The organism is Janibacter melonis (assembly GCF_020567375.1).
Classification (GTDB): domain Bacteria; phylum Actinomycetota; class Actinomycetes; order Actinomycetales; family Dermatophilaceae; genus Marihabitans; species Marihabitans melonis.
Genome location: NZ_JAJBZM010000003.1, coordinates 192218 through 207435, shown reverse-complemented (window position 1 = coordinate 207435; position 15218 = coordinate 192218). Strand labels below are relative to the sequence as shown.

11 protein-coding genes and 1 tRNA gene are annotated in these 15218 nt (G+C 72.0%); 3 read left to right on the top strand and 9 right to left on the bottom strand.

The window, feature by feature from the left end; all coding sequences use genetic code 11:
• Nucleotides 1-27 precede the first annotated feature (27 nt).
• The gene (locus tag LIV55_RS13080) at nt 28-792 is read left to right on the top strand and encodes a DeoR/GlpR family DNA-binding transcription regulator (protein WP_229300523.1); all 765 of its coding nucleotides are present in this window, start codon (nt 28-30) and stop codon (nt 790-792) included.
• Nucleotides 793-974: 182 nt separating this feature from the next.
• Here the strand turns inward: LIV55_RS13080 and LIV55_RS13075 are convergent.
• The 4 genes from LIV55_RS13075 to tmk all read right to left on the bottom strand — a co-directional run bounded on the left by LIV55_RS13075 (nt 975) and on the right by tmk (nt 4460).
• Nucleotides 975-1051: transfer RNA gene (locus LIV55_RS13075), tRNA-Thr, on the bottom strand.
• Nucleotides 1052-1115: 64 nt separating this feature from the next.
• Complete coding sequence (locus tag LIV55_RS13070) at nt 1116-2645, bottom strand: alpha/beta hydrolase (protein ID WP_229300521.1); 1530 nt, start codon at nt 2643-2645, stop codon at nt 1116-1118.
• Nucleotides 2646-2658: 13 nt separating this feature from the next.
• Complete coding sequence (locus tag LIV55_RS13065) at nt 2659-3819, bottom strand: DNA polymerase III subunit delta' (RefSeq protein ID WP_229300520.1); 1161 nt, start codon at nt 3817-3819, stop codon at nt 2659-2661.
• A complete protein-coding gene (gene tmk / locus LIV55_RS13060; protein ID WP_229300518.1) occupies nt 3816-4460 on the bottom strand; it encodes a dTMP kinase in 645 nt (214 codons plus the stop codon). The genes LIV55_RS13065 and tmk overlap by 4 nt, the downstream gene beginning before the upstream one ends.
• A gap of 50 nt (nt 4461-4510) precedes the next feature.
• Between tmk and LIV55_RS13055 the strand changes: the two genes are divergently transcribed.
• On the top strand, nt 4511-5851 hold the full coding sequence (locus tag LIV55_RS13055) for a serine hydrolase domain-containing protein (protein ID WP_229300517.1): 1341 nt from the start codon (nt 4511-4513) through the stop codon (nt 5849-5851).
• Between the two features lie 65 nt (nt 5852-5916).
• On the opposite strand, the gene LIV55_RS13050 is transcribed toward LIV55_RS13055, so the two are convergent.
• The 3 genes from LIV55_RS13050 to topA all read right to left on the bottom strand — a co-directional run bounded on the left by LIV55_RS13050 (nt 5917) and on the right by topA (nt 11982).
• Complete coding sequence (locus LIV55_RS13050; RefSeq protein WP_229300515.1) at nt 5917-7176, bottom strand: Gfo/Idh/MocA family protein; 1260 nt, start codon at nt 7174-7176, stop codon at nt 5917-5919.
• 348 nt (nt 7177-7524) lie between these two features.
• Nucleotides 7525-9093: an AMP-binding protein gene (locus LIV55_RS13045; RefSeq protein WP_229300514.1), complete on the bottom strand. Its 1569-nt coding sequence runs from the start codon at nt 9091-9093 to the stop codon at nt 7525-7527.
• A 75-nt stretch (nt 9094-9168) separates the two neighbouring features.
• A complete protein-coding gene (gene topA, locus LIV55_RS13040; protein WP_229300513.1) occupies nt 9169-11982 on the bottom strand; it encodes a type I DNA topoisomerase in 2814 nt (937 codons plus the stop codon).
• A 161-nt stretch (nt 11983-12143) separates the two neighbouring features.
• On the opposite strand from topA, the gene LIV55_RS13035 reads away from it, so the two are divergent.
• Nucleotides 12144-12926, top strand: coding sequence for a dioxygenase family protein (locus LIV55_RS13035; RefSeq protein WP_229300511.1), 783 nt, complete (start codon nt 12144-12146; stop codon nt 12924-12926).
• A gap of 69 nt (nt 12927-12995) precedes the next feature.
• On the opposite strand, the gene LIV55_RS13030 is transcribed toward LIV55_RS13035, so the two are convergent.
• On the bottom strand, nt 12996-13292 hold the full coding sequence (locus LIV55_RS13030; RefSeq protein WP_229300509.1) for a hypothetical protein: 297 nt from the start codon (nt 13290-13292) through the stop codon (nt 12996-12998).
• 15 nt (nt 13293-13307) lie between these two features.
• The gene (locus LIV55_RS13025; RefSeq protein WP_229300508.1) at nt 13308-15068 is read right to left on the bottom strand and encodes a sodium:solute symporter family protein; all 1761 of its coding nucleotides are present in this window, start codon (nt 15066-15068) and stop codon (nt 13308-13310) included.
• Nucleotides 15069-15218: the final 150 nt, after the last annotated feature.

Below are 15218 nucleotides of genomic sequence, written 5' to 3'. Positions count from 1 at the left end.
CACGTGCAACGATCACGACGACACTGGATGATCATCCGGGCGGTCGAGTCCGGGGCGACCATGTCCGTCGAGGCCCTCAGCGAGCTGACCGGCGCATCCGCCGTCACCGTCCGCCGGGACCTCGCCCAGCTCGACGCGCAGGACGCGGTGCGGCGTGTGCGGGGCGGGGTCACCCGGGCGCACGCCCGGGGCGCGCCCATGCCCTTCGCCGTCCGACTCGACGAGGACCGCGACCGCAAGGCCGCCCTGGCCGCGGTGGCCGCGTCCCTCGTCGAGGACGGCTCCTCCCTCGTGCTCGACAACGGCACGACGTGCTACGCCGTCGCGACGCACCTCGCCGGGCGCCCGGTGACGGCGCTGGCCCTGTCGTTGCACGCGGCCGCGGCGATGGCGACGCTGCCCGGCGCCTCCGTCGTCGTGCCCGGCGGGCCGGTCGAGAACGACACGCTCGCCTTCACCGGCCACCCGCCGGTGCGGGCCCTCGAGGACACGCACGTCGACGTCTCGATCATCGGCACGTGCTCCGCGCGCCCCGGCTTCGGGCTGACCTCGACGACGTACGAGGACGCCCAGGTCAAGCGGGCCTGCCTGGCCGCGGGCGCGCGCCGGGTCCTCGTCATCACCCCCGAGAAGCTCTCCCGGACCTCGACCTTCCGCTTCGGCGAGATCGCCGACCTCACCGATCTCGTGACGACGGCGGACGCCGACGGCGCGGCGCTCGCCCAGGTCCGCGCCGAAGGGGTGAGCGTCCACCTCGTCGAGACCGGCCCCGCCCCGCCGGCGCAGACGTGACAGCGACCCCACCCGACCGGAGACCCAGACTCACAAGACCCTGCTGGCTGTCTCTTGATGTGCCAGGACCCCTTCGAAAGGCACCTGGCACGACGAAGGGCAGCCAGCAGGGTCTTGTACGACCCCGGGGCAGCACGAAGGCCCCCGGCCGGAGCCGGGGGCCTTCGTCGTGCTGTCCTGCGTGGAGCCGCCTGTCGGAGTCGAACCGACGACCTATTCATTACGAGTGAATCGCTCTAGCCGACTGAGCTAAGGCGGCGGGTGCGCCATGGGATCGCCAGGACGCGAGTGCGAGTATACGGACGGCCCCCGGCCGCGCGAAATCAGGAGCAGGTGATGTCCTGCTCGGGCAGCTCGCCCGTGAGCCAGAAGTCGTCGACGGCCGAGTCCACGCACGAGTTCTGCCGCATGTACGCGGTGTGCCCGTCGCCCTCGTGGGTGACGAGACGGCTCTCGTCGAGCTGGTCGTGCAGCCGCTCCGCCCACTCGTACGGCGTCGCCGGGTCGCGGGTCGTGCCGATGACGAGGATCGGGGCGGCCCCCTTCGCCGAGATCGTGTGCGGCTCGACGACGGGCTCGTAGGGCCAGCTCGCGCACGGGCCGGACCCGCCGGCGATGACCTCTCCCCAGATCGGGGCGTCCTTCTTCGCCTGCTCGATCATCTGCTCGCGTTCGTCGCCCTCGGGTTCGGGGTGGTCGAGGCAGTTGACCGCGTAGATGACCTCCATGATGTTGCCGGCGTACTGCCCGTCGGCGTTGCGGTCGGCGTACTGGAAGGCGAGCTGCATGAGGTCCTTGCCGTCGCCGCTCTGCACCGCGACGAGCGCGTCGGTCAGCGTGCTCCACGCGCCCTGGTCGTACATCGCCTGGGCGATGCCGAGGCTGGCCCAGCCCTCGGTGAGCTCGAGGTCACCGGCGCCGGGGATCGGGGACTCGTCGAGGTCGTCGAGGATGCCCTGCATCGTCTCGATCACCTCGTCCTCGGTGCTGCCGAGGGCGCAGTCGTCCTCGGCGCACGAGCGGGCCCATGCCCGCGTCGCGGTGTCGAAGCCCTTCGCCTGGCCGATGTTCATCTCCGCCGTCGTGAGGTCGGGGGCCACGACGCCGTCGAGGACGAAGCGGCCGACCTTGTCGGGGAAGAGCTCGGCGTAGGTCGCGCCGAGGTAGGTGCCGTACGACTTGCCGAGGTAGGTCAGCTGGCTCTCGCCGAGCGCGGCCCGCAGCACGTCCATGTCACGAGCCGCCTCGGGGGTCGACACGTGCGGGGCCACGGTCCCGGACTTCTGCTCGCAGCCCTGGCCCATGGCCTTGCCCGAGTCGACGAGGGCCTGCTCCTCGGCGGCGTCGTCCGGCGTCGGGTCCTGACCGAGGAAGTCGTCGAGCGCGCCGTCGTCGAGGCAGTCGACCGGCGCCGAGCGCCCCACGCCACGCGGGTCGAAGCCGACGACGTCGAAGCGGTCGCGCACGTCGCCGCTCACGACGTAGTCGGCATAGCTGGCGTACTCGGTCCCCGACCCGCCGGGACCGCCCGGGTTGACGACGAGGCTGCCCTGCTTCTTGCCCTTCGCCGCCACCTTGAGCACCGCGATCTTCAGCGTCTCGCCCTCGGGGTCCTTGTAGTCGACGGGCACCTCGAGCTCGGCGCACTCCCCCTCGGCCCCGCCCTCGCAGTCGCCCCACGACAGGTCCTGCTCGTAGTAGCGGGCGAGGTCCTCCTGCCCCTGCGGCGGCACGGTCGCGCTCGGGTCTGCCGCCGTGGGCTCGTCCTGGCCGGGCAGGAAGGAGCAGCCCGACAGGAGCAGCGCGGACGCGGCGCCCGTGGCGACGAGACGGGCGAGGAGGGGGCGGCTCATGCGAGCACGCTACCTAAGGCAGCGTGAGGTCGATCGCCATGGCCTCGAGCGCGAGCAGGGGCGCGACGTTGGCCTCGATCCGCCGGCGGGCGACGCCGATCGCGTCCATCGCGAGGAGCAGCCGCTCGGCGCTCAGCGCCCGCGCGACGTCCTCGACGACCTCGCGCGAGTCCTCGTTGACGAGCGCGACGGCCTCACCGGTGCGCAGGACGAGCGCGTCGCGGTAGACCGAGAGGAGGTCGGTGAGCGAGCGGTCGATCATGTCGCGGGTGAAGCGGGTGGCTCGCGTCTTCTGCGACTTCTCCAGACCGGAGATCTGCGAGCGGACGTGCGGGGGCTGGGTGCGCGCCCCCGCCTCGGCGCCCAGGGTGGCGAGCAGCTTGGCCTTCTCCTCGGCGTGCCGGTCGACGAGCACCTTGTCGCGCTCCTCCTCGGCGATGCGCACGAGGTCGGCGGCCGCCGAGACGGCGTCGGCGACCCCGCGGATCCGGGTCGTCAGCGAAATCGTGTCGTACCGGCGGGTCCGGGTGCCCTCGTCGGTCGCGAGCCGGCGAGCCATGCCGATGTGGCTCTGGGCCGCTCGGGCGGCGTGGACCGCGGCCTGGCGCTCGACGCCGTCTCGGCGCACGAGCAGGTCGGCGACGTCCTCGACCGACGGGGTGCGCAGACGCACGTGCCGGGCACGCGAGCGCACGGTGACGAGCACGTCGTCGGTCGCCGGCGCGCACAGCAGCCACACCGTGCGCGGCGTCGGCTCCTCGAGCGCCTTGAGCAGGGCGTTGCCGGACTGCTCGGTGAGCCGGTCGGCGTCCTCGACGAGGATGACCCGCCAGCGCCCGACCGAGGGCGAGCGCCCGGCGAGCTGGACGAGCTCACGGGCCTGGGCGACACCGATCGACAGCGCCTCGGTGGCGAGCACGTCGACGTCGGCGTGGGTGCCGTCGAGCGCCGTGCGGCACTCGCGGCACTCCCCGCACCCGCCGGCGGCGCACATGAGCGCCCCGGCGAAGGCGCGGGCGGCGACGGATCGTCCCGACCCGGGCGGCCCGGTGAAGAGCCAGGCGTGCGTCATCGCCGCGTCGTCCGAGACGGCCCGGCGCAGGACCTCGAGCGCCGGCTCCTGCCCGACGACGTCGCGCCACACCCCGGGCGCCGCCCCGGTCGTCACGCTCACGCCGTCACCAGCCCGACGGCCAGCCCGCGCTGCTCGAGCGCGGCGAGCACCTCGCCGTGGACGTCCTGCGGGTCCTGCCCGCCGTCGACGACGACGTAGCGCTCGGGCTCGCCCTGCGCCATGGCGAGGAAGTGCGCGCGCACCGCCTCGTGGAAGGCGTCGCCCTCTGACTCGAGCCGGTCGTGCACCTCGCCGCGTCGAGCCCTGCCCTGCTCGGCGGTGACGTCGACGACGACGGTGAGATCGGGCAGGAGGTCGCCGACGGCCCACATCTGCACGGCGTGGACCTCGTCGTGCCGCAGCTCGCGCCCAGCCCCCTGGTAGGCGACGGAGGAGTCGGTGTAGCGGTCGGTGACGACGACCTCGCCCCGCTCGAGGGCCGGACGGACCACCTCGGCGATGTGCTGGGCCTTGTCGGCGGCGAAGATCAGCGCCTCGGCACGGGCGGCCATCGCCGAGCCGTGGAGCACGAGGTCGCGCAGCTGGGAGCCGAGCGCCGTGCCCCCGGGCTGACGGGTCGTCACGACCTCCCGGCCGGCGGCACGCAGCGCCTCGGCGAGCAGCGCGACCTGCGTCGACTTGCCGGCCCCGTCTCCCCCTTCGAAGGCGATGAAGAGGCCAGGTCGGGTGGGGTCGCTCACCCGGCCGAGCCTAGGCCACGGGGCCGACGGCCCACGGATACCGTGGCGCCATGCCCTTCGCCGACACCACCGCCCGCTCGCTCGACCTGCTCGCCCACGACGCCCAGCGCGACGGGCGCGTGCCCGGGCTGGCCGCCGGGGTGGCGCGCGCCGGGCAGCTGCAGTGGTTCCGCGGCATCGGCACCACCGACCTCGAGCAGCCCGACGCGACGCCCGACGAGGACACCCAGTACCCCGTGGCGAGCAACAGCAAGACCTTCACCGCGGTCGCCGTCATGGCGCTGCGCGACGAGGGCCGGCTCGACCTCGACGACACGGTCGACGCGCACGTGCCCGGCAGCACCCACGAGCGGGTGACGATCCGCCAGCTCCTCTCGCACACCTCGGGGATGCAGCGCGAGCCCGTCGGCGGCGTCTTCGACACGATGGTCATGCCCGAGCGCGACGAGCTCGTCGCGGGCTGGAGCCAGGCCGAGCGCGTCGGCCGCCCGCACGACCGCTGGCACTACTCGAACCTCGGCTACTCGCTGCTCGGAGAGATCGTCGCCCGGCTCGACGGCTGCGAGTGGCACGAGGCGATCCAGCGCCGCATCCTCGACCCCCTCGAGATGCGCCGCACCTCCACGCGCGGCAGCGGCCGCCGGGCGAAGGGGTACTACGTGCCGCCCTTCACCGACGTGCCGCTGCCCGAGCCCGACTTCGACGCGAAGGCCCTCGACCCCGCCGGCGGGCTGCGCTCGACGGCCGCCGACCTCGCCCTCTGGGGCGGCTTCGTCGCCGACCCCGTCGAGGAGGTGCTCTCCCCCGACACGATGGAGGAGATGTGCCAGCCGCAGACGATGGCCGACCCCCGCGGCTGGACCCTCGCGTGGGGCCTGGGCTGGATCCTCCAGCGCCACGAGGGGCGCACGTGGGTCGGTCACACGGGCGGCTGGCCGGGCTCGGTCACCGGGGTCTTCACCGAGCGCGAGAGCGCGACGACCGGCGTCGTCCTCATGAACAACACCGCCCCGGTCTCGCCCTCGGTCGCCGCGATCGGCATGGGCACCCGGGCGGTCGAGCTCGAGCCGGTGGCCCCGAAGGCGTGGGTGCCCAGCACGAGCGTGCCCGAGCAGCTCCTCCCGCTCCTCGGCCACTGGTTCTCCGAGGGCAGCGGCTTCGTCCTCTCGGTCCGCGAGGGGGCGCTCGAGGCCCAGGCCGTGGGCGCGCCGAAGGGGACCCCGCCCTCGGTCTTCGAGCCCGCCGGCGAGGACTCCTACCGGACCGTCTCGGGCCGCGAGCGCGGCGAGCGCCTGCACGTCCACCGCGACGCGTCCGGCGGCGTCAGCCACCTCACGTGGGCGACCTACCGCTTCACCCGCGAGCCCCTCGCCTTCGGGCAGTGGCTCTGACCGCTCGCCCGAGCGAGGCATGACGAAGGGGGCCGTCGCGACGGCCCCCTTCGCGCACCCCCGGCTCAGACGAGGGCGGGCATCTCGCTCTCTCGCGAGTCCAGCCCGATGCGCAGGCGAGACCAGTCACCACGGGTGAAGTCCGGGACGGTCACGGGGTCTCCGCCGGCCTCGAGCGAGCGCACGCTGAGCGGCACCGGTGCGCACCACGTCACCGAGTCGTACACGTCGATGTCGGGCACCAGCCCCGCGCGCATCTGCTGGATGATGCGCCACTGGAGGATGTAGTCCATCCCGCCGTGACCACCGTTGGCCTCGGCGTCATCACCGACCTTCTGCCACAGCCAGTGGTCGTACTTCTTCAGGTACGGCGCGAAGTCCGCCCACGCGTGCCCGCCGTGGTCGGGCTCGAGGTAGACCCGGGTCGGGTAGTCCTCCATGATCCCGCGCGAGCCGGCGATGCTGTTGATCCGGCTGTACGGGCGCGGCGAGCTGACGTCGTGCTCGGCGCGGATGACCCGACCCTTGTCGGTGTCGATGAGGCAGGTGACGAGATCGCCGTTGACGTAGGTCTCGCGCCAGCTGGGGTGGCCGGCGGGCATGTGCCGCTTGCGGTAGTCGGCCAGCCCCTTCGCCGCGGTCGCGGTTGCCCGCAGGGTCGTGAAGCGGTCTCCGCGGTTGATGTCCATCGCGGCGGCGATTGGGGCAAGACCATGCATCGCGTAGAAGCTCGCGGTGCTGCGGGTGTGCCACTTCCGCCGCCACGAGTCGGTGTAGTACGTGTCGCTGAAGAGCAGCTCGCGCAGGTCGTGCAGGTAGCCGCCGTGCCCGTTGGTGATGTCGCCGAAGACGCCGTCGTGCGCCATCCTCAGCATCGCCAGCTCGTTGCGCCCGTAGCTGCAGTTCTCCATGAGGAAGCAGTGCCGGCGCGTCTTCTCCGAGACGTCGACGAGCGACCACAGCTCCGCGAGCTCGGTGGCGACCGGCAGCTCGATCCCGACGTGGGCTCCGGCGAGCATCGCGGCCCGACCCTGGCGGTAGTGGAACTCCCACGGCGTCGCGATGTAGACGAGGTCGAGGTCGGCCTGCTCGAGCATCTGCAGGTAGGAGTCGCGCGACCCGCCGAACTCGGCCGGGCGACGCCTGCCCTTCGCGACCGCGCGGTCGGCCGCCCAGGTGGCGCGGTCTGCGCGGACGTCGCAGACCGCGGCGACCTCCGTGCCGGGCACGGCAAGCCAGCCGTCGAGCATGCCCTTGCCGCGGTTGCCCAGGCCGATGAGGCCGATCCGGACGACGGAGTGCTTCTTGAAGGGGACGCCCATCATCGACGAGGCCCCCCGAGGCCGCTTCGGGTCGGGCTTCCCGGGCGGTCCCGGCCGTGCCTGGGCCCCCGTCGGGACTGCCGCGACGAGTCCCGCTGCCGCGCTCGAAGTGAGGAGGGTTCGACGTGTCGTGCCGCTCATCCGGATGTCTCCTTTGACGTGTGGACGGTGCGCCGACCGTAACCACACCCCATCCGACCCGCAACATATGAGCGATATTGAGCGGTTTCGTGCACAAACGCGCACCGTTCCCGCGCCACAGGCCCTGGGCGCCCGGGATCGAGGTATCCGGCGTCGCCGGGGCGTGCGTCATCACCTCGACCCGAGAGAGCGAGGACCGGAGGGCGTGGCTCAGGCGAGGCGCTCGCGCAGCTCGCGCGCCAGGACCTTGCCGGTGGCGTTGCGCGGCAGCTCGTCGACGAGCACGACGTCGCGCGGCACGCAGTGGCGGGCCCGCTCGGCGCGCACCATGGCCCTGACCTCGTCGGCGTCGATCGAGTGGCCCGGCCGCACGGCGACGAAGGCGGCCAGGCGCTGGCCGAAGTCGGGGTCGGGCACCCCGACGACCGCGACCTCGCGCACCGCCGGGTGCTGGACGAGGAGCGACTCGACCTCGCTGGGGTAGACGTTCTCGCCGCCGCTGACGATCATGTCGTCGTCTCGCCCCGCCACGAAGTAGAGCCCGTCCCTCACCGAGCCCATGTCGCCGGTGGAGACGAGGCCGTGGAGGCGCTCCTTGGTGCGGCCGTCCGTGTAGCCGTCGAAGACGAGCTCGTTGCCGGCGAAGATCCGCCCCGTCTCCCCCGGCGCCACCTCGCGGCCGTCGTCGTCGAGGACGAGGACACGGGTGCCCAGCGGCGGGGTGCCGGCCGTGTCGGGGTCGCGGCGCAGGTCCTGCGGGGTCGCGATGCACACCCACGAGGCCTCGGTCGACCCGTAGAGGTTGTAGAGGACGTCGCCGTACTCGTCCATGAAGGTCGTCGTGAAGCCGCTGGGGTAGGCCGACCCCGACGTCGCGACGACCCGCAGCCGCCGACGCTCGCGGGCCCCGGGGTCGGGCGGCAGCTCCATCATCCGCTGGAGCATCACCGGCACGGCGAACATCGCGTCGACCTCGTGCTCCTCGAGGGCGGCGCGGGCCGCCTGCGGGTCGAAGCAGCGCTGGAGGACGATCGTCGCCCGCATCGCGACGGAGAGCTGCATCGCGGCGTAGCCCCACGTGTGGAAGAGCGGCGCGGAGACGAGGATGCGGTCACGCGCCCGCAGCGGGATGCGCTCGATGATCGAGATGAGCGGGCCGAAGCCGCCCGGGGTCTTGCGGGCCGCTCCCTTCGGCGTCCCGGTCGTGCCCGAGGTGAGGATGATCGTGCGGCCGCCACGCGCCGGCGGACGAAGGGGGGCCGGCTGCGGCGTGCGCTCGACGAGCGCCTCGAGCTCGGACTCGCCGATCCGCTCGACCTCGGCGCCGAGCCCCGTGACGCACTCTGCGAGGTCGTCGTCGTGCACCACCCCCCGCACGTCCTGCTGGCCGGCGACGAGCGCGAGCTGCTGCGGGGGCAGGCCGGTGTTGCCGAGGACGACGTCGACCCCGATGGCGGCGGTCGCGCACATGACCTCGATGGCCCCGACGTGGTTGCGCGCCAGGAGGAGCAGCCGGTCGCCGGGCCCGTAGCCGCGGTCGAGCAGCACCGCGGCGACGCGCTCGGAGCGGGCGAGCAGCTCGGCGTAGGTCACCGCCCCGCGGCCCTCGTCGACGACCGCGACGACCTTCGGGCTGCGCGCGGCGGCCTGGCGCAGCTCGCCGGCCAGGCCGAAGCCCCAGCGCCGCAGCGCCGCGAGCTGGGCCACCTGGTGGTGAGGCGGCCCCGGCGCGAGCATGCGGCGGCGGGCCATCGTGCTGACAACGGTCAGGGAATTCATCGGTTCACCTTCGAGTCGACGACCGGGCCGACCTTACCGGCCGGTAGCCGGCTCACCCCTCGCCCGTAGCGAGCATCACGCCTTCTTCGCGGTCGCCTTCGTGCGGGTCGACGTCTTCTTCGCGGCGGTCTTCTTCGTCGCCGCCTTCTTCGTCGTCGCCTTCTTCGTCGTCTTCTTGGCCGCCGACTTCTTGCGGGTCGTCGGCCCCTTCGCCCGCTTCTCCGCGAGCAGCTCGAAGGCGCGCTCCTGGGTGATCGTCTCCGGCTCGTCGTCGCGGCGCAGCGTCGCGTTCGTCTCGCCGTCGGTGACGTACGGGCCGAAACGACCCTCCTTGACGACGACCTTCTTGCCGCTCGCCGGGTCCTCGGCGAACTCGCGCAGCGGGGGCTTCGCGGCCGCCCGGCCACGCTGCTTGGGCTGGGCGTAGATCGCCTCGGCCTCGGCGAGCGTGATGTCGAAGAGCTGCTGCTCGCTCGTCAACGAACGGCTGTCCGTCCCCTTCTTGAGGTACGGGCCGTAGCGGCCGTTCTGCGCGGTGATCTCGACCTGCTGCTCCGAGGTCGAGCCGTCGTCACCGGTCACCGTCTCGGTGACCGTCCCGACGACGCGCGGCAGCGAGAGCAGGCGAAGGGCGGTCGGCAGCTCGATCGTCGCGATGTCCATGTCGGCGAAGAGCGAGGCGGTGCGCGGCTTGACCTTCGCCTTGCCCTTGAGCTCGGCCTCCTCGTCGGTGAGGACCTCGGTGACGTAGGGCCCGTAGCGCCCGGCCTTGGCGACGACGACGCGACCCGACTCGGGGTTCGTGCCGAGCTCTCGGCCGTCCTCGGCGGACTGGGCGAGCAGCTCGCGCCCCTTCTGCGGGGTCATCTCGTCGGGGGCGATGTCCTCGGGGACGTTCGCGCGCCGGGGCTTGTCCGCCTCGCCGTCGGGCAGGCTCGCACCCTCGGCGACCTCGCCGGTGCTCGGGTCGACGCCCTGCGGCGCGACCTCCTCGACGTACGGGCCGTAGCGACCGACACGCACGACGACGCCGTCGCCGATCTCAATCGTGCTGATCCCCTTCGCGTCGATCTCACCGAGGTCCTCGACCATCTGACGCAGGCCCTCGGCGTCGCCGTCGCCGTCGTAGAAGCGGGCGAGCCAGGCGACGCGGTCGGCCTGGCCGGCCGCGATCTGGTCGAGGTCCTCCTCCATGCGGGCGGTGAAGTCGTAGTCGACGAGACGGGGGAAGTGCACCTCCATGAGGCGCGTCACGGCGAAGGCGAGCCACGTCGCGACGAGTGCGGAGCCGACCTTGCGCACGTAGCCGCGGTCCTGGATCGTCGCGACCGTCGCGGCGTACGTCGAGGGCCGGCCGATGCCGAGCTCCTCCATCCGCTTGACGAGGCTGGCCTCCGTGTAGCGCGGGGGCGGCGAGGTCTCGTGGCCGGCGGCCACGGCGTCGAGGACGTCGAGGGCGACGCCCTCGGACAGGCGCGGCAGACGACGCTCCTCGTCCTCCGCGGCGCCGCGGCTCTCGTCGCGACCCTCCTCGTAGGCGGCGAGGAAGCCCTTGAAGGTGATGACGGTGCCGGAGGCCGTGTACTCGGCGCTGCTGCCCGCGGGGCAGCCGGTGATGTCGGCGACGATCTTGATCGTCGCGGTCGACCCCTTCGCGTCGGCCATCTGCGAGGCGATGGTGCGCTTCCAGATGAGCTCGTAGAGACGGAACTCGTCGCCGCGCAGCTCGCCCTGGACCTGCGCCGGGGTGCGGAAGCGGTCGCCGGCGGGGCGGATCGCCTCGTGCGCCTCCTGGGCGCCCTTGGCCTTCTTGCCGTAGACGCGGGGCGACTCGGGCACGTAGTCCGCGCCGTACATGTCACGCGCCTGGCCGCGGGCGGCGCTCACGGCCGACTGCGACAGGCTGGTGCTGTCGGTGCGCATGTAGGTGATGTAGCCGTTCTCGTACAGCCGCTGGGCCACGCGCATCGCCTCGCGGCTGCCCAGGCGCAGCTTGCGCGAGGCCTCCTGCTGAAGCGTCGAGGTGGTGAAGGGGGCGTACGGGCGGCGGGTGTACGGCTTCTCGCTCACCGAGGCCACGCTCGCGCTGGCGGCGCTCGTCGCGCCCGCGACGGCCGTCGCGGCGGCCTCGTCGAGGTGGACGACGTCGCTGCGGCGCAGCGTGCCGTCGTCGGCGAAGTCGCGACCGCTCGCGACGCGCGAGCCGTCGACCGCCGAGAGCCGCGCGGAGAAGTCCTCGCGCGAGCTCGTCGGGGTGAAGCTGCCGGTGACGTCCCAGTAGCTCGCGGAGCGGAAGGCCATCCGCTCGCGCTCGCGCTCGACGACGACGCGGGTCGCGACGCTCTGCACGCGGCCGGCGGACAGGCCCTGCTTGATCTTGCGCCACAGCACGGGGCTGATGTCGAAGCCGTAGAGACGGTCGAGGATGCGCCGCCCCTCCTGGGCGTCGACGAGGTCCATGTCGATGTCGCGGGTCGACTGCACCGCGCGCTGGATGGCCTCCTTGGTGATCTCGTGGAAGACCATCCGCTTGACGGGGACCTTGGGCTTGAGCGCCTCGAGGAGGTGCCACGCGATGGCCTCGCCCTCGCGGTCCTCGTCCGTGGCGAGGTAGAGGGTCTCGGCGTCCTTGAGCAGACGCTTGAGCTCGGTGACCTTCTTCTTCTTGTCCGCGTCGATGACGTAGTACGGCTCGAAGGAGCGGTCCTCGACGTTGACGCCGAAGCGGCCGAAGGGGCCCTTCTTCATGTCGGCGGGCAGCTCGCGCGGCTGCGGGATGTCGCGGATGTGACCGACCGAGGCCTCGACGACGTAGTCGGGGCCGAGGTAGCCGGCGATGGTCTTGGCCTTGGCCGGCGACTCGACGATGACGAGGTTGGGGGCGCTCATGGGGGACTCCTTGCCTCGCGCCCCGTGCCGCGGATTCGTCGCGGCTCTCGGCGGGGTGCGCGATCCGAACCGTAGCCCACGGCGGGGACGGGCCCGCAGCCGAGGTCACGGCGCGGGACAGGGTTGTTGTTTTAACTTGATGGGTCAACTATTCTGCCGTCATGACCGCTCCCGTCCTCTACCTCAGCCACGGCGCCCCTCCCCTGGCCGACGACGCCCGCTGGACCCAGCAGCTCGCCGACTGGTCCTCGAGCTTCACGAAGCCGACGAGCATCCTCATGATCTCGGCGCACTGGGAGGACGTGCCGGTGACGGTGAGCCCGACCCAGCGCCAGGTGCCGCTCACCTACGACTTCTACGGCTTCCCGCAGCACTACTACGAGGTCGAGTACGCGCCCCCGCTCGCCCCTGCTCTCGCCGACGAGGTGACCGGCCTGCTCGGCGGCCGTGGCCTGGAGGTGCGCCGCGACGAGACGCGCGGCCTCGACCACGGGGCCTACGTGCCGCTCGTGGAGATGTACCCCGACGCGGACGTCCCCGTGCTGCAGATGTCGATGCCGACCCTCGACCCGACGACCCTCTTCGAGATCGGGCGCACGCTCGCCCCCCTTCGCGACCAGGGCACGCTCGTCGTCGGCTCGGGCTTCACGACGCACAACCTGCGGTGGTTCGACCCCCGGGCCGGCGCCGACGCGCCCCCGCCGGCCGCCTCCGCCGAGTTCGACCACTGGGCCCAGGAGGCGGTCGAGGCGCAGGACGTCGACGCCCTCGTCAACATGCTCGACGTCGCCCCCGCCGCCCACGAGGCGCACCCGCGCACCGAGCACTGGGCGCCGCTCTACCTCGCCCTCGGCGCGGCGCACGCCTCCGGCGCGACGGACGTCGAGAGCACGGTCGACGGCTTCTGGTACGGCCTGAGCAAGCGGTCCTTCACCTTCAGCTGAGCCGCCGCGGGAATGACGAAGGGGGACCCCGTCCGGGGTCCCCCTTCGCGCTGCCGGCTCGGCGGCCGGCTAGTGGTCGCGCTGCTTGCGCCGCGGTGCGGGCCGGGTCGGGTCGTCCCCGGCCGGCTCGACGTGCTCCGGCACGATGATCGGACGCAACCGCGCCCAGCTGATGAAGGCGATGCCGATCGCGAGGAGGGCGAGCCCGGTCCAGAGGTTGGCGTTGATGCCACCCGTCTTCTCGAGCTCCTTGTCCCCGAAGATCCCCATGAGGGTGAGGATGAGGCCGTACAGCCCGAGCAGGGAGCCGATGAAGGTCCGGATGTCGAAGGCGCCGGCGGTCTTGCGGCCTGCGGTGTCTGCCATGACGATCAGCGCTCCTTAGAAGGCGAAGTTGAGGACGACGACGATGAGCAGCGCGATCCCGGCGAGCGGGACGGTGCGCTGGTAGAAGGGACGACCGGCCTCGTGCGGGTCGACGAGGTCCTCCTTCGGCGTCTCCGAGTAGACCAGGCCCTTGAGCTCGCTGGCCGGCTTGGGCTTGGTCACCATCGTCACCGCGACGCTGACGACGACGTCGACGACGAAGGCGGTGCTCGCGGCGGCGAAAGCCAGGCCCTGCCCCGGCAGCTCGAAGAGGGCGAGCATGTCGGGGTTGCCGCAGACCCACAGCGCGACGGCCGAGAGGGTGCCCGCGACGAGACCGGTCCAGCCGGCCGTCGGGGTCATCCGCTTCCAGAACATGCCGAGGATGAAGGTCGCGAAGAGCGGTGCGTTGAAGAACCCGAAGAGCGTCTGCAGGTAGTCCATGATGTTGGAGAAGCCACCCGCGATGGACGCCGTGAAGATCGCGATGATCGTTGCCGCGACGGTGGCCAGACGCCCGATCCGCAGGTAGTAGTCGTCGCTGCGGTCCTTGCGGACGTAGCGCTCCCAGATGTCGTAGCTGAAGACGGTGTTGAAGGCCGAGATGTTGGCCGCCATGCCGGCCATGAAGGCCGCGAGCAGACCCGCGATCGCCAGGCCGAGCAGACCGTTGGGCAGCACGTCGCGCATGAGGAGCAGGAGCGCGTCGTTGTACTTGACGTCGCCGCTCGCCCCGCCGGTCGGCGTGCCGCCGTTCTTGAGGTCGATCATCTCGGTGACGAGCACCGCCGAGACCATGCCGGGGATGATGACGATGAAGGGGATGAACATCTTCGGGAAGGCGCCGATGATCGGCGTCTTGCGGGCCGAGGAGATCGAGTCCGAGGCGAGCGCGCGCTGCACCTCGACGAAGTTCGTCGTCCAGTAGCCGAAGGAGAGCACGAAGCCCAGGCCGAAGACGATGCCGATGACCGACAGGATCGGCGAGTCGAAGCCGGACAGCGCCTGGCCGGGCCACGAGTCGAGCTGCTGGCTCGCGGAGGCGACACCGGCGTCGGACGGCGCGTTCTGCGCGGCCGCCGTGATCTTGTCGTTGAGCCCGCCCCAGCCGCCGACGCGGTGCAGGCCGATGAGGGTCAGCGGGAGCAGCGCGGCGACGATGACGAAGAACTGCAGGACCTCGTTGTAGATCGCCGCCGACAGCCCGCCGAGGGTGATGTAGGACAGGACGATCGCGGCCGCGACGATGAGCGCCACCCACAGCGGCCAGCCGAGCAGGGCCTGGACGATCGAGCCGAGCAGGTAGAGGTTGACGCCCGCGATGAGCAGCTGGGCCAGCGCGAAGGAAAAGGCGTTGACGACGTGCGCACCGGTGCCGAAGCGGCGGTACATGAACTCGGGGACCGAGCGGACCTTCGAGCCGTAGTAGAAGGGCATCATCACCACGCCGAGGAAGAGCATGGCGGGGACCGCGCCGACCCAGAAGTAGTGGAAGGTCGGCATGCCGATCTCGGCGCCGTTGGCCGACATGCCCATGATCTCGACGGCACCGAGGTTGGCCGAGATGAAGGCCAGGCCGGTCACCCAGGCCGGCAACGAGCGGCCCGAGAGGAAGAAGTCGACGGAGTCGCTCACCGAGCGACGGGCCATGATGCCGACGCCGAGGACGAAGGCGAAGTACAGGGCGACGAGCAGGTAGTCGACGGCGTTCGCGTCGATGAGGGTGTCTGCAGCCGGCGGCATGAGCGCCGGCAGTGACGTCAGTGGCGGCGTCATGGGTCTCCTTCCAGGTCGCGTCCCCGGGGGGACGGCCCTGGCAACCTACGCCCATGACCCGGTCCCGGCGACCGGGGAGTCCTCCCCAGTTACCGCGGGCCGGATCGTGGCTATCCTCGCCGCAGACCGGCCGCCGTGGCCGGTGACGAG

Excerpts from the sequence above, each read along its gene's own strand:
- topA (WP_229300513.1), bottom strand. The coding sequence starts at position 11,982 with ATGAGCGCCCCCAACCTCGTCATCGTCGAGTCGCCGGCCAAGGCCAAG.
- LIV55_RS13050 (WP_229300515.1), bottom strand. The coding sequence starts at position 7,176 with ATGATGGGCGTCCCCTTCAAGAAGCACTCCGTCGTCCGGATCGGCCTC.
- LIV55_RS13030 (WP_229300509.1), bottom strand. The coding sequence starts at position 13,292 with ATGGCAGACACCGCAGGCCGCAAGACCGCCGGCGCCTTCGACATCCGG.
- LIV55_RS13055 (WP_229300517.1), top strand. The coding sequence starts at position 4,511 with ATGCCCTTCGCCGACACCACCGCCCGCTCGCTCGACCTGCTCGCCCAC.
- LIV55_RS13045 (WP_229300514.1), bottom strand. The coding sequence starts at position 9,093 with ATGAATTCCCTGACCGTTGTCAGCACGATGGCCCGCCGCCGCATGCTC.
- LIV55_RS13080 (WP_229300523.1), top strand. The coding sequence starts at position 28 with ATGATCATCCGGGCGGTCGAGTCCGGGGCGACCATGTCCGTCGAGGCC.
- LIV55_RS13070 (WP_229300521.1), bottom strand. The coding sequence starts at position 2,645 with ATGAGCCGCCCCCTCCTCGCCCGTCTCGTCGCCACGGGCGCCGCGTCC.
- LIV55_RS13025 (WP_229300508.1), bottom strand. The coding sequence starts at position 15,068 with ATGACGCCGCCACTGACGTCACTGCCGGCGCTCATGCCGCCGGCTGCA.
- LIV55_RS13035 (WP_229300511.1), top strand. The coding sequence starts at position 12,144 with ATGACCGCTCCCGTCCTCTACCTCAGCCACGGCGCCCCTCCCCTGGCC.